At 70.9% G+C, this 13575-nt stretch carries 10 protein-coding genes; 2 read left to right on the top strand and 8 right to left on the bottom strand.

Annotation, left to right across the window (positions count from 1 at the left end; genetic code table 11):
* Window positions 1–21 precede the first annotated feature (21 nt).
* Together IF17_RS0128315 and IF17_RS0128310 are read right to left on the bottom strand one after the other, a co-directional pair.
* The gene (locus IF17_RS0128315; RefSeq protein ID WP_030571675.1) at window positions 22–1767 is read right to left on the bottom strand and encodes a BCCT family transporter; all 1746 of its coding nucleotides are present in this window, start codon (window positions 1765–1767) and stop codon (window positions 22–24) included.
* Between the two features lie 73 nt (window positions 1768–1840).
* Window positions 1841–3229, bottom strand: a complete 1389-nt coding sequence (locus IF17_RS0128310; protein ID WP_030571671.1) for a M14 family metallopeptidase — start codon at window positions 3227–3229, stop codon at window positions 1841–1843.
* Window positions 3230–3586: 357 nt separating this feature from the next.
* Here IF17_RS0128310 and IF17_RS0128305 point away from each other — a divergent pair, with 357 nt between their 5' ends.
* Complete coding sequence (locus IF17_RS0128305) at window positions 3587–5158, top strand: M1 family metallopeptidase (protein ID WP_030571668.1); 1572 nt, start codon at window positions 3587–3589, stop codon at window positions 5156–5158.
* 43 nt (window positions 5159–5201) lie between these two features.
* Here the strand turns inward: IF17_RS0128305 and IF17_RS0128300 are convergent, their stop codons facing one another.
* Entirely contained in the window at window positions 5202–6077 is an 876-nt protein-coding gene (locus tag IF17_RS0128300; RefSeq protein WP_032772726.1) for an oxygenase MpaB family protein, read from the bottom strand.
* Window positions 6078–6231: 154 nt separating this feature from the next.
* Entirely contained in the window at window positions 6232–6708 is a 477-nt protein-coding gene (locus tag IF17_RS0128295; protein WP_030571664.1) for a macro domain-containing protein, read from the bottom strand.
* Between the two features lie 130 nt (window positions 6709–6838).
* Between IF17_RS0128295 and IF17_RS0128290 the strand changes: the two genes are divergently transcribed.
* Window positions 6839–7570 carry a MerR family transcriptional regulator gene (locus tag IF17_RS0128290; RefSeq protein ID WP_030571662.1) on the top strand — a complete coding sequence of 244 codons (732 nt, stop codon included), beginning with the start codon at window positions 6839–6841 and terminating at the stop codon, window positions 7568–7570.
* A gap of 24 nt (window positions 7571–7594) precedes the next feature.
* On the opposite strand, the gene IF17_RS0128285 is transcribed toward IF17_RS0128290, so the two are convergent.
* From IF17_RS0128285 to IF17_RS0128270, 4 genes are read right to left on the bottom strand one after another with little or no spacing between them, the layout of a single operon-like run.
* A complete protein-coding gene (locus tag IF17_RS0128285) occupies window positions 7595–9772 on the bottom strand; it encodes a 3-hydroxyacyl-CoA dehydrogenase NAD-binding domain-containing protein (protein ID WP_030571660.1) in 2178 nt (725 codons plus the stop codon).
* 43 nt (window positions 9773–9815) lie between these two features.
* Window positions 9816–11030 carry an acetyl-CoA C-acetyltransferase gene (locus IF17_RS0128280; protein WP_018513291.1) on the bottom strand — a complete coding sequence of 405 codons (1215 nt, stop codon included), beginning with the start codon at window positions 11028–11030 and terminating at the stop codon, window positions 9816–9818.
* A 47-nt stretch (window positions 11031–11077) separates the two neighbouring features.
* On the bottom strand, window positions 11078–12220 hold the full coding sequence (locus IF17_RS0128275) for an acyl-CoA dehydrogenase family protein (RefSeq protein WP_030571657.1): 1143 nt from the start codon (window positions 12218–12220) through the stop codon (window positions 11078–11080).
* Window positions 12221–12228: 8 nt separating this feature from the next.
* On the bottom strand, window positions 12229–13362 hold the full coding sequence (locus IF17_RS0128270) for a CaiB/BaiF CoA transferase family protein (protein WP_030571655.1): 1134 nt from the start codon (window positions 13360–13362) through the stop codon (window positions 12229–12231).
* Between the last annotated feature and the right edge of the window lie 213 nt (window positions 13363–13575).

Here is a 13575-nt window from a genome sequence, read left to right as displayed (position 1 = left end):
CTGGATCCCTGGATCCCGGGATCAGTCCTGGGGGCCCTTCTCGGTCGGAACCTCCTTGTGGCGCTCGTCCGTGGTGACCGTCGTGCCGGGGCCGATACGGATCTCGAAGTCGCCGTCGTACTTGGCGTGCCCCTCGATCACCGCGGACTCGACGGCCTCCACGCCGAACTCCTGGCGGACGATCTGCGGGTCCTTGCGCAGGTCCCGCATCAGGGCCACGCACATACCGATCATGACGACGACGAAGGGGGCGGCGACCAGGATCGTGAGGTTCTGGAGCCCCTCCAGCGCGTTCTCCTTGCCGTCACCGATGAGCAGCATGATCGCGGCCACGGCCCCGGTCACGACACCCCAGAAGATGACGACCCACTTGCTGGGCTCCAGGACGCCCCTCTGCGAGAGCGTGCCCATGACGATCGAGGCGGCGTCGGCGCCGGAGACGAAGAAGATGCCGACGAGGATCATCACCAGGATGCTCGTCACGGTGGCGATCGGGAACTCCTGGAGGACGCCGAAGAGCTGCGCCTCGGGCGTGTCCGCACCGGTGAGCTTGCCCGCCTCGTCCAGCTTCATGGCCGAACCGCCGAAGACGGCGAACCAGATCAGGCTGACCGTGCTGGGCACCAGGATGACGCCGCCGACGAACTGGCGGATCGTGCGGCCGCGGCTGATCCGGGCGATGAACATGCCGACGAAGGGCGTCCAGGAGATCCACCAGGCCCAGTAGAAGACCGTCCAGCTGCCGAGCCAGTCGGCCACCTCACCGCCGCCGGTCGCCTCGGTGCGGCCGACGAGCTGTCCGAGGTCGCTGAGGTAGGCGCCCAGCGAGGTGGGGATCAGGTCGAGCACGAAGATCGTGGGGCCGGCGACGAAGACGAACAGGACCAGGAGCAGCGCCAGCACCATGTTGATGTTGGAGAGCCACTGGATGCCCTTCTCCACGCCGGAGACCGCGGAGGCGACGAAGCAGACGGTCAGCACGGCGATGACGGTGACGAGGAGTCCGGTGCCGGCCTTCTCCAGCCAGTCCAGCTCCTGGATCCCGCTGCCGATCTGGAGCGCGCCGAGGCCCAGCGAGGCAGCCGAACCGAAGAGCGTCGCGAAGATGGCGAGGATGTCGATGAAGCGGCCGAATCCGCCGTACGCGTGGCGCTTGCCGATCAGCGGCTCGAAGACCGCGCTGATCGTCTGCCGCCTGCGCATCCGGTAGGCGCTGTACGCGATGGCGAGTCCGACCACCGCGTAGATGGCCCAGGGGTGCAGCGTCCAGTGGAAGAGGGTGGTGGCCATCGCCGTCTGCATGGCGTCGGCCGAGTCCGCGGGGTCGGTGCCGGGCGGCGGGGTACGGAAGTGAGCCAGGGGTTCACTGACACCCCAGAACATCAGGCCGATGCCCATGCCGGCGCTGAACATCATCGCGATCCAGGAGATGGTCCGGAACTCCGGCCCCTCGCCCTCCTGGCCCAGGCAGATCTTCCCGTAGCGGCTGATGGCCAGCCAGAGGGCGAAGATGACGAACCCGGAGGCGGCGAGCATGAAGGCCCAGCCACCGTTGTGGATCAGCCCGGTGAGGAGCTTGCCGGACGCCGTCTCCAGCGATGAGGTGGCGGTCGCGCCCCAGATGACGAAGGCGAGGGTGAGGACCGCTGTGACGCCGAAGACCACCCGGTCGGTGGTCGGGGCCCGGGTGCTGAGGGGTTCGGGGGGAAGGTCAGCCGTGACCGACAATTCCTCCCGGCCCCCAGCTGACTGATCGTCCTGGGACACAAATGGCACCTTTCACCGAGTCTGAAAATCGCTCTTCGTAGGCAGTACCACACCCACCCACGATCTCGAAGGATCAACAAGCCGTATCAGCTTGACCAGATGTGAGGGAATATGTCGCCCGTTGGTCGAGGAGCAGCGGAATCAGGTTCCTGCCCGACTGGCGTAGGGGCACAAACACGCCATCGCCGTCGCGGTGGGAGCGGACGCCGTGCAGGGCCAGCTCGTCCTTCACACCGGCGTACTGGGCCGCCGTCAGCCGGTAGCCGCACGGCGGGTCGGCGAGGATCTCGCCGGGCTCGGCGGGATCGTTGTCGGCGCCGCCGAGATATACGGGGCCGCGGTCGGCGTACCCGCTCACACGGGAGAGCCCGGTGGCCGCCCGGATGCGGGCGCGCTGCTCCTCGGTGAAGGCGAAGAGACCGCCGAGGGCCGTCCGCTGCGAGTCGACCCTGCGCCGGTGGTTGAGGGCCGGGTCGTCCTTCTCGGCCTCGCTCAGGGCGTCGATACGTGACTCGATGAGGAGACCGACCGCGTGCTTGAGGCCGGAGGCGTTGCGCAGGATGCGTTCCTGGCCGTCACCGGCCGTCTGCCTGATGGGGTCGCCGGTGACCGGGTCGGTCCAGATGCCGTAGTGGCCGTTGCTGTAGCCGGCGCCGGTCGCGGCGGGCCGGACGTACTGCTCGGAGAGGGTCCGCGAGACGTCGTGGACGCCGCGTGCGACGTTCAGGTTGCGGGGCCACAGGACGAAGAGGTCCTTGTCGTAGTACGGGGGTGTGGCGCCGTACTCGTGCAAGTCGTAGATGACATCCGGCCGTTCGTCGCGGACGACGGCCGCGAACGCCCGGCCCTCCGCGGTCTCCAGGGCGATGTGGTCCCGGTTGATGTCGACGCCGTCGGCGTTGCCCCGGGTGTCGGCGGCGCGCCCGTCCGGGTTGGCCGTGGGCAGCACCAGGACCGTCGTACGGGAGAGGAAGGCGCGAGTGGCACGGTCCTGGGCGAAGGCAAGGTCGCGCAGGGTGGTCAGACAGGCCTCGCGTCCGGCGGGCTCGTCGCCGTGCTGACTGCAGATCAGCAGGACCGTGGTGGCGGCGGGGCGCCGCTCCCCGATGCGTACGAGCTGGAGGGGGCGGCCCTGCTCCGTGGTCCCGATCCGGTCGACGGCGGCCCGGTCGCTCGCCCGGTCGACCGCCCCCAGGAAGGCCTGTTCCTCGCCCGCCCCGGTCCAGCGCGCCCCGTCGCTCGTCTCGAACCCGGTGCGCGGCGGGTGCGGCGCGGCCTCGGCGGGTGCGATGGCGAACGGGACGGCCAGTGCGCCCAGGACCGCCGCCACCACCGCACTCCGGTGCCGGACCGCCGGGCCCCGGCGCCGCGCGGCGGACGGCGGGCGGCCGGGGTGCGCGACCGGTCCGAGCCATGGGTGCGGGCTGAGCATGCGGAGCGCGCGGGTGATGCGAGGGGTCATCAGCGGCTGCCTCCCGGAGGACGAGCGGAGTACCGGCGGGGGGGCGCGCGAGTACGCGCAGGTGCGAGCGGGGCGCGCAGGGTGCGAACGAGACGCGCGCGGCGGGCACCGCGCGCCCTCCCGGTCGGCCGGTGCCGCGGACGTTACCCGGGTGAACTCCTGTGCAACAGGGGGCGATCACTGCGGGTCGTGACGAGGGCATGGCGATCGTGTGACAGGGATGCCCTGATTCGACCGTCCTGCCCGGTGGGCTGCTTAGCCTTTTTCCTGACCGGTCGGAACCACCCCCCGCCCGGTTCCACGACCGGCCGGCCACACCCGTCGTCCGGTCCACGATCCCGACGACTTGGAGTATGCGTGCACCGCAGATTCATCGTCCCCAGCGCTCTGGCGGCCACCCTTCTGCTGGCGATCCCGGCATCGGCCTCCACCGGCACCGTGGGCGCCCCGGGTATCGGCGACCCCTACTACCCGGCCAGCGGAAACGGCGGCTACGACGTCTCCCACTACGACCTCCGGCTGACGTACCAGCCGGCGACCGACCTGCTGGAGGGCACGGCGACGATCCTCGCCACCACCACGCAGGACCTGACCCGCTTCAACCTCGACTTCGGGCTCGCCGTCTCCGAGGTGCGGGTCAACGGCAAGAAGGCCTCCTTCGCCAAGACCGGCACCCAGGAGCTGGAGATCACCCCGACGGGTCCCCTGGCCAAGGGCAAGGACGTCTCGGTGGTCGTCCGGTACGCCGGGAAGCCCTCCGAGCTGAAGATCGGCGGCTGGACCGCCTGGGCCCGGACCCCGGACGGCGGCATCGCCGCGCAGGAGCCGGAGTCGGCGGTCTGGTGGTACCCGAGCAACGACCATCCGCTCGACAAGGCTACGTACGACATCTCGGTCTCCGTGCCGGACGGCACGCAGGCGATCAGCAACGGGGTGCTCGTCTCGCAGAGCTCCAAGCTCGGCTGGACCCGCTTCAACTGGCGCTCCGACAAGCCGCAGGCCACGTACCTCTCGACGCTCGCGGTCGGCAAGTTCGACATCACGACCGACAAGACCGCCGACGGTCTGCCGGTGCTGAACGCCTACAGCAAGGACCTCGGTCCCCACGCGGGTGCCGCCCGGGCCAGCATCGAGCGGACCACCGAGGTCGCCGAGTGGCTGACCGAGGTCTTCGGGCCGTACCCGTTCAACGCGCTCGGCGGCTATGTGCCCAACGTGACGAGCGGCTTCGCCCTGGAGACCCAGACGCGGCCCTTCTACAGCCCGCGGCAGTTCGCGAACGGCGCCAACGTCTCGGTCGTCGTCCACGAGATCGCGCACCAGTGGTACGGCAACAGCGTGTCGGTCGACGGCTGGAAGGACATCTGGATCAACGAGGGCTTCGCCCGCTACAGCCAGTGGCTCTGGTCGGAGAAGGAGGGCGAGGGCACCGCGCAGCAGCTGGCCGACTACGTCTACGCCCAGCACCCGGCGGACGACCCGTTCTGGAAGGTGAAGCCGGGCGACCCGGGTCCGGACAAGCAGTTCGACATCGCCGTCTACGACCGGGGCGCGCTGGCGCTCCAGGCGCTGCGCAACAGGGTCGGTGACGAGACCTTCTTCGCCCTGCTGAAGGGGTGGCCGACCGAGAAGGCGCACTCCAACGCGACCGTGGGTGACTTCCTGCGGTACGCGGAGCGGGTCTCGGGCAAGCCGCTGGCGACGCTCTTCGACACCTGGCTGTACCAGCCGAAGCGGCCCGCTCTGCCGGCGGCGGCCTCGGCGGGCATCGCCAAGGGCGGGGCGTCGTCCCGGGCGGCGGTCCGGCCGGAGCGGCCGGCGTCCTGGAAGAAGATCGCGGCGACGAACACGATCCATGACCACGGGGATCACGGCGGTCAAGGCGGTCACAGCAGCCACGGCGGTCACAGCGATCACGACCACCGCTGATTCGCTGTACGTGCTCCATCGGGGGCCCTCGGAGCGGTGAGGTTCAGCCGTTCCGGCGGCCCCCGGTGGCGTGCGCGGCGCGGGCCGCCCGGGCCATCGGCAGATACCGCAGCCGCTCCGGGAGGGCGGGGACGACGACCCGCAGCACCGCGCAGAGCCTCCGCAGCCGCTTCTCCTGGGCCGCCGTCCACGGCAGCCCGATCGCCGCGCGGGCGTCCGGCGGCATGAGCCCGATGGTGACGAACCGCCGACCGCGCGCCAGCGGCGGCAGGAGCACCGGCCACAGGGCCCGCAGAACCGTCCGCACCGGCCACGGGCCACGGTCCGGCGGCGGTACGGGCTGGTCCACGTCGACCAGTTCGCGCACCACGGTCGTCGCCTCGATCTCCCCGGCGAGCATCTTCTCCCAGTACGGCCAGAACTCCTCGATCGTCCGGGGCATGTCCCGGTCGTGGATGCCGAGGATACGGCCGACCTGGAGCCACTCCGCGTACAGGGCGCGTTCCTGCGCGGGGGTCATCGGCCGGATCAGGTAGCGCGCCGCGTGCCGGTAGACGGGGAAGCCGGTGGCGTGCACCCAGGCGTAGTTGGCGGGCGTCAGTGCGTGGTATGCCCGGCCCCGGGTGTCCGTGCCCTGGATGGTGCGGTGGAGCCGGCGCAGCCTGCGGCCCTCCTCGGCGGCCCGCTCTCCGCCGTACACCCAGAGCTGGAGCGAGCGCAGGGAGCGTTCGCCGCGCCCCCAGGGGTCGGTGCGGAAGACGGAGTGCTCGTCGACGCCCGCGCCGACGGCGGGGTGGGCGACCTGGAGGGTGAGGGCGGCGGGCAGCATCAGCAGGGCCCGGATGTCACCGGAGAGGCTCCACAGGACCCCGCCGGGCGGGGGCGGCAGGGGCTCCTCGACGCCGTTCGCGCTGCTCATCCGGTGCTCCCGCACTCCTTGCGGGCCTGCGGTGCGCTGCCCGTCCCTTCCCTCCATGATCCCTCGCGGGCGGGCGGAGCGTGGGGGCGGGGTCCGCGAGGTCCGGGGCAAGCGAGGTCCGGTCGGTCGTGCTCGTACGCTGCCGGTGTCCCGGTCAGTCGTGGTCGTACACGGTCACGGGCACGCCTTCCTCGATCAGGCGCCCCTCGATGATCGGCTCGACGCGTGACCACGTGCCGCCCGCGAGGCCGCAGCCTATGCGTGGCATGTGGACCGAGGCGCCGAGCTCGCCCGCCCGGGCGGCCACCGCGCCGAGGGCCGTCTCGATGGCCTCGTACCGCACGGGCACGCCCTTGCTGCCGGTGCGCATCCCCCGCTGGCCGACCATGTTGGCCACCCAGAGATACGGGCCGACCTGGACGAACTGGACCGCGCCCAGGGCGAAGTCATTGCCCGCGCGCTCCCGGTGCCAGCGGCGGTAGGCGGCCTCCGGCTCGGGCCAGCGGCGGGAGAGGGCGACGACGAACCCCTTGCCCCAGCCGCCCAGGTCGTTGCAGACGTGCGCTATCACCTTGACGCCCTTGCCCTGCGGCGCGGTGGCGTCCCCCCGTACGTACGTGATCCCCGACATGGCTTCACCGTACGGCCCGGCACTGACAACGGGCCGGGGTGGACGGCGGGGCCGTGGTGCCGGAGACTTTGGCAGAAGTGGTGAGACAGCGGCACTGTCCGGTACGAGGGTACGACTGCGGGGAGCAGAGATGGCGACGGGGACCGACGAGCCCACGCTCACGGTGGACGAGCTGGCGGCGCGTGCCGGGGTCACCGTACGCACCGTGCGGTTCTACAGCACCCGGGGCCTGCTGCCGCCCCCGGTCATCGGGCCGCGCCGGGTCGGGCGGTACGGGGCCGATCACCTCTCGCGGCTGGCGCTGATCGAGGAGCTCCAGCACCAGGGCATGACGCTCGCCGCCATCGAACGCTATCTGGAGCAGCTGCCACCCGACCTGAGCGCCCACGATCTGGCGATCCACCGGGCGCTGGTGGCGTCCTGGGCGCCGGACACGGCGGAGGACCTGACCCGGGCGGAACTGGAGAAGCGAGCGGGGCGGGCGCTGGCGGAGCCGGATGTGGACCGGCTGGCGGCGATGGGGGTGCTGGTGCGGCCGGAGGGGGACGGCGGGGCGTACCGGGTGGACCTCGGGCTGCTGCGGCTCGGGGTGGAGCTGCTGGACGTGCCGATCGCGCACGAGACGATCCTGGCGGCGCGGACCGTGCTGCTGGAGCACACGCGCTCCGCCGCGCAGGAGATGACGCGGCTGTTCCGGGACGAGGTGTGGAATCCGTACCGGGAGCGTGAGGGCGATCCGGAGCATGTGGCGGCGATGAAGTCGCTGTCGGCCCATATGCAACCGATCGTGGTGCAGGCGTTGGTGACGGCCTTTCAGCGGTCACTCAAGGAGGAGCTGCGGGCCGCGTTCACCACCGAGTGACGGTGAACGCGGCCCGGAACGGGCTCAGTCGTGGAAGGTCTCGCCCTTCTCCGCCTTCTCCACGAGCAGCGCGGGCGGCAGGAACCGGTCGCCGTAGCGGTCGGCCAACTCCCGGGCGCGGGCGACGAATCCGGGCAGGCCGCCCTCGTACCCGTTGATGTACTGGAGCACGCCGCCGGTCCACGGCGGGAAGCCGATGCCCATGATGGAGCCGATGTTGGCGTCGGCGACGGAGACGAGGACGTTCTCCTCCAGGCAGCGGACGCTGTCCAGGGCCTCGGAGAAGAGCATCCGCTCCTTCATGTCCTCGAAGGGGACGTCCGCGTCGGCCTTGGTGGTGAAGTGCTCGCGCAGGCCCGGCCAGAGGCCGGTGCGCTTGCCCTGCTCGTCGTAGTCGTAGAAGCCCGCTCCCCCGCTGCGGCCCGGTCGGCCGAACTCGTCGACCATGCGGTCGATGACCTCGTCGGACGGGTGGCCGGGCCAGGTGCCGCCGGCCTCCTCGACCGCCCGCTTGGTCTCGTTGCGGATCTTGCGGGGCAGGGTCAGGGTCAGCTCGTCCATCAGGGAGAGCACCTTGGCCGGATAGCCGGACTGGGCGGCGGCCTGTTCGATCGAGGCGGGCTCGACGCCCTCGCCGACCATCGCGACGCCCTCGTTGATGAACTGGCCGATGACGCGCGAGGTGAAGAAGCCGCGCGAGTCGTTGACGACGATCGGCGTCTTCTTGATGCGCCGTACGAGGTCGAAGGCGCGGGCAAGCGCCTCGTCGCCGGTCCGCTCGCCCTTGATGATCTCGACCAGCGGCATCTTGTCGACCGGTGAGAAGAAGTGCAGGCCGATGAAGTCGGCCGGGCGGGACACGCCCTCGGCGAGGACCGTGATCGGGAGGGTGGAGGTGTTGGAGCAGAGAAGGGCGTCGGGCTCGATGACGTCCTGGATCTCCTGGAACACCTTGTGCTTGAGCGCGGTGTCCTCGAAGACGGCCTCGATCACCGCGTCGCAGCCCGCGAGGTCGGCCGCGTCGCCGGTCGGGGTGATCCGGGCCAGCAGCTCGTCGCGCTTCGCCTCCGTCGTACGGCCCCGGGAGAGCGCCTTGGCGAGCAGCTTCTCGCTGTACGCCTTGCCCTTGGCGGCGGCCTCCGTGGAGACGTCCTTCAGGACGACCTCGATGCCGGCCTTGGCGCAGGAGTAGGCGATGCCCGCGCCCATCATCCCGGCGCCGAGCACGGCGACCTTGCGGACCGGGCGCTCGGGGATGTCCTTGGGGCGGTTGGCACCGGAGTTGACGGCCTGGAGGTCGAAGAAGAACGCCTGGATCATGTTCTTGGAGACCTGGCCGGTGACCAGCTCGGTGAAGTACCGGGCCTCGATGGTCAGGGCGGTCTCGAAGTCGACCTGGGATCCCTCGACGGCCGCCGCGAGGATGTTGCGCGGCGCGGGCATCGGCGCGCCCGCGATCTGCTTCTTCAAGTTGGCCGGGAAGGCGGGGAGGTTGGCGGCGAACTTGGGGTTGGACGGGGTGCCGCCGGGGATGCGGTAGCCCTTGACGTCCCAGGGCTGCTGGGACTCGGGGTTGGCGTCGATGAAGGCGCGGGCCTTCTCGATCATCTCCTCGCGGGTGGCGGCGACTTCGTGGACGAGGCCGTTCTCCAGGGCGCGCTGCGGCGTGTACTGGGTGCCCTGGAGGAGCACCTTGAGCAGCGCGTCCGCGATGCCCATGAGACGTACGGTCCGGGTGACGCCGCCGCCCGCCGGGAGCAGGCCGAGGGTGACCTCGGGCAGGCCGATGCGGGAGCCGGGGGCGTCGAGGGCGACGCGGTGGTGGGAGGCGAGCGCGATCTCGTAACCGCCGCCGAGGGCAGCACCGTTGATGGCGGCGACGACGGGCTTGCCGAGGGTCTCGATACGGCGGAGCGAGCGCTTGATCGCGGTGCCGGTGTCGAACGCGGCCTGGGCGTTCCCGGGGCCGACCTTGACCATGTCCTTGAGGTCGCCGCCCGCGAAGAAGGTCTTCTTGGCGGAGGTGTAGATGATGCCGCGGATGGAGTCCTTCTCGGCCTCGGCGCGGTCGGCGATGGCCGCGATGGAGTCCTTGAAGGCCTGGTTCATCGTGTTCGCGGACTGGTTGGGGTCGTCGAGGACGAGGGTGACGACGCCGGTCTCGTCCTGTTCCCAGCGGATGGTGGTGCTCTCGGTCGTCATGTCGGTGTTTTCTCCGTAAGCAGGGGTGGCCGGGGCAGAACGGTCAGATGCGTTCGACGATCGTCGCGACGCCCATGCCGCCGCCGACGCAGAGGGTGACCAGGCCGAACCGCTGGTCGCGGCGCTCCAGTTCGTCGATGACGGTGCCGAGGATCATCGCGCCGGTCGCGCCGAGGGGGTGGCCGAGGGCGATGGCGCCGCCGTTGACGTTGACCTTGTCCAGGCTCAGGCCCATGTCCTTGACGAAGCGCAGGACGACCCCGGCGAAGGCCTCGTTGATCTCGACGAGGTCGATGTCGTCGATGGTGAGCCCGGCCTTGGCGAGCGCCTTGCGGGTGGCCGGGGCGGGGCCGGTGAGCATGATGGTGGGTTCGGAGCCGGAGACGGCCGCGGAGACGATGCGGGCGCGCGGGGTGAGGCCGTAGCGCTCGCCGACCTCCTTCGAGCCGATGGCGACGAGGGCGGCGCCGTCGACGATGCCGGAGGAGTTGCCCGCGTGGTGGACGTGGTCGATCTTCTCGACCCAGTGGTACTTCTGGAGCGCCACCGCGTCGAAGCCGCCCATGTCACCGATGGCGGCGAACGACGGCTTGAGGCCGGCGAGGGAATCGGCGGTGGTACCGGGGCGCATGTGCTCGTCGTGGTCCAGGACGAGCAGGCCGTTGCGGTCCTTGACCGGGACGACGGAGCGGTTGAAGCGGCCGTCCTTCCAGGCCGCGGCGGCGCGCTCCTGGGAGAGGGCGGCGTACTCGTCGACGTCGCGGCGGCTGAAGCCCTCGATGGTGGCGATGAGGTCGGCGCCGATGCCCTGCGGGGCGAAGCCGGTCTCGAAGCTGGTCATGGGGTCCATGGCCCAGGCTCCGCCGTCGGAGCCCATCGGCACCCGGGACATCGACTCGACGCCACCGGCGAGGACGAGGTCCTCCCAGCCCGAACGGACCTTGGCGGCGGCCAGGTTGACTGCTTCCAGGCCCGAGGCACAGAAGCGGTTCTCCTGGACGCCGGCGACGGAGTCGGGAAGTCCGGCGGCGATGGCGGCGATCCGGGCGATGTCGGAGCCCTGGTCGCCGAGCGGGCTGACCACGCCGAGGACGATGTCGTCGATGGCGGCCGGGTCGAGGTCCGGGAAGCGGCCCTGGATCTCGTGGATGAGGCCGACGACCAGGTCGATCGGCTTGGTGCCGTGCAGGGCGCCGTTGGCCTTGCCACGGCCGCGCGGGGTGCGGATCGCGTCGTAGACGAATGCTTCGGTACTCAAGACAGCTGCCTTTCGAGGGTGGTGGAGAGGGAGGGAGTCGGGGGGCGTCAGGCGAGCAGCGAGCGGCCGATGATCTCCTTCATGATCTCGGTCGTGCCGCCGTAGATGGTCTGGATACGGCCGTCGGTGAACGCCTTGGCGACCTTGTACTCGCTCATGTAGCCGTAGCCGCCGTGGAGTTGGAGGCAGCGGTCGGCGACGCGCTTCTGCAGTTCGGTGGCCCACCACTTGGCCATGGAGGCGTGGACGGCGTCCAGCGTCCCGTCGGAGTGGTCGACGATGCACCGGTCCAGGAAGGTGCGGGTGACGGCGCACTCGGTGGCCATCTCCGCGATCTCGAACCGGATGTGCTGGAGCTTGGAGAGCGGGCGCCCGAAGGCCTCGCGCTCCTTGACGTACTGCGTGGTGATCTCCAGCAGGTGTTCGGCGGCGGCGATCCCGGCGACCGCTATGCCCATGCGCTCCTGGGCCAGGTTGGTCATCAGGTGGATGAAGGCGCCGTCGAGTTCACCGAGGAGGTTCTCCTTGGGGACGCGGACGTCGTTGAAGAACAACTCGGCGGTGTCCTGCGCCTTCTGGCCGATCTTGTCGAGGTTGCGGCCGCGCTCGAAGCCCTCCGCGCCCCGCTCGACGACGATCAGCGACAGCCCCTTCGCCCCGCCGTCGGGGGTGGTTTTGGCGACGACGATCACCAGGTCGGCGAGGATGCCGTTGGAGATGAAGGTCTTCGAGCCGTTGAGCAGCCAGTGGTCGCCCTTGTCCTCGGCGGTGGTGCGGATCGCCTGGAGGTCGGAACCCGCGCCCGGCTCGGTCATCGCGATGGCCGTGATGGTCTCACCGGAGCAGAAGCCGGGCAGCCAGCGCCGCTTCTGCTCGTCGGTGGCGAGGCCGGTGAGGTACGGGCCGATGATGTCGTTGTGCAGGCCGATCGCGAGGCCCGGCGCCCCGGCCCGGGTGAACTCCTCGGCGAGGACGGCGCTGTAGCGGAAGTCGGTGGAGCCGCCGCCTCCGTACTCCTCGGGGACGGCGAGGCCGAGCAGCCCGGCGCGCCCGGCGGCGAGCCAGGCGTCGCGGGAGACGATGCCGTCCTGCTCCCACTGCTCGTAGTACGGGAGCACCTCCTTGGCCAGGAAGGCCCGGACGGTCTCGCGGAACGCGTCGTGCTCCTCGGTGAAGATCTGGCGTTGCACGGGGTCTCCTAGTCTCGGGGGGTGGGCCGGAGCCCCGGTACGTCCCAGTCGGCGGCGATCGCGTCGGTGTCGGCGCCCGGCCGGGCGGGGCCGCTGCGGACGGAGACGGGGGTGGCGGAGAAGCGCGGGGCGGGGGCGGGCTGGGTGATGCCGCTGTGCTCGACGAAGGTGGAGCGGGCGGCGAGATGCGGGTGGTGCGGGGCTTCGCGGAGCGAGAGGACGGGGGCCACGCAGGCGTCGGTGCCGTCGAAGACCTCGGTCCACTCCGCCCGCGTACGGGTCGCGAAGCGCTCGGTGACGGCGGCGCGCAGTTCGTCCCAGCGGGCCAGCTCCCACCGGTCGGGGAAGGCGTCGGCGAGGCCGAGGAGGCCGATGAACTCGTCGTAGAACTGCCCTTCCAGCGGGCCGACCGCCATGTGGCCGCCGTCCGAGGTGGCGTAGGTGCCGTAGAAGGGGCAGCCGCCGTCCAGCAGGTTGGCGCCGCGCCGGTCCTGCCAGCTCCCGGCGGCCAGCATGCCGTGGATCATCGAGGCGAGGTGGGCGGCGCCGTCGACGATCGCCGCGTCCACCACCTGGCCCACGCCGCCGGGGGTGCGGGCGTGCTGGAGGGCGGCGAGGACCCCGACGACGAGGTAGAGCGAGCCGCCCGCGTAGTCGCCGACCAGGTTGGCGGGGACCACGGGCGGCTCGTCCGGTTTGCCGATCATGGAGAGGGTGCCGGTGAGCGCGAGGTACGCGACGTCGTGCCCGGCCCGCTGCGCCAGCGGGCCGTCCTGGCCCCAGCCGGTCATCCGCCCGTAGACCAGCTTCGGGTTGCGGGCGAGGCAGGCGTCGGGCCCGACACCGAGTCGTTCCGCGACGCCGGGGCGGTACCCCTCGATGAGGATGTCGGCGCGTTCGGCCAGGTCCAGGACGCGGCCGGCGCCACCCTCGTCCTTGAGGTCGACGAGGACGGAGCGCTTGTTGCGGTTGGTGATGTCGTACGCCGGATCGATGCCGAGACCGGCTCCGCCGGGCCGGTCGACGCGTACGACGTCGGCTCCGAGGTCCGCCAGCAGCATCGCCGCGAACGGTCCGGGGCCGATCCCCGCCAGCTCGACGACCCGGATCCCTGCCAGCGGGCCGTGCCCGGTCCTTGCCATCCGTGAGCCCCCAGGGGTGTGACACAACCGATGTAACATCAATGATGCTATGAACGCGCCCCGCTCCGCACAACCCCCCGGGCCGAGCAAGCGCTTAGTTCCTCACCGGGATCCTCTCGCATCCCCGCCGGACGTTCCACGCCCACGCCCCGCCCGGCCGCACACCCGCTTCCCCCCTCCGCTAGCCTGCCTGCCACGTCTCCACCCGTCCCC

Source organism: Streptomyces cyaneofuscatus, assembly GCF_000718135.1.
In the GTDB taxonomy this organism is placed as follows: Bacteria; Actinomycetota; Actinomycetes; order Streptomycetales; family Streptomycetaceae; genus Streptomyces; species Streptomyces cyaneofuscatus.
The sequence above is the reverse complement of the archived record's forward strand: the minus strand, read 5'-3'. Positions and strand labels throughout refer to the sequence as shown.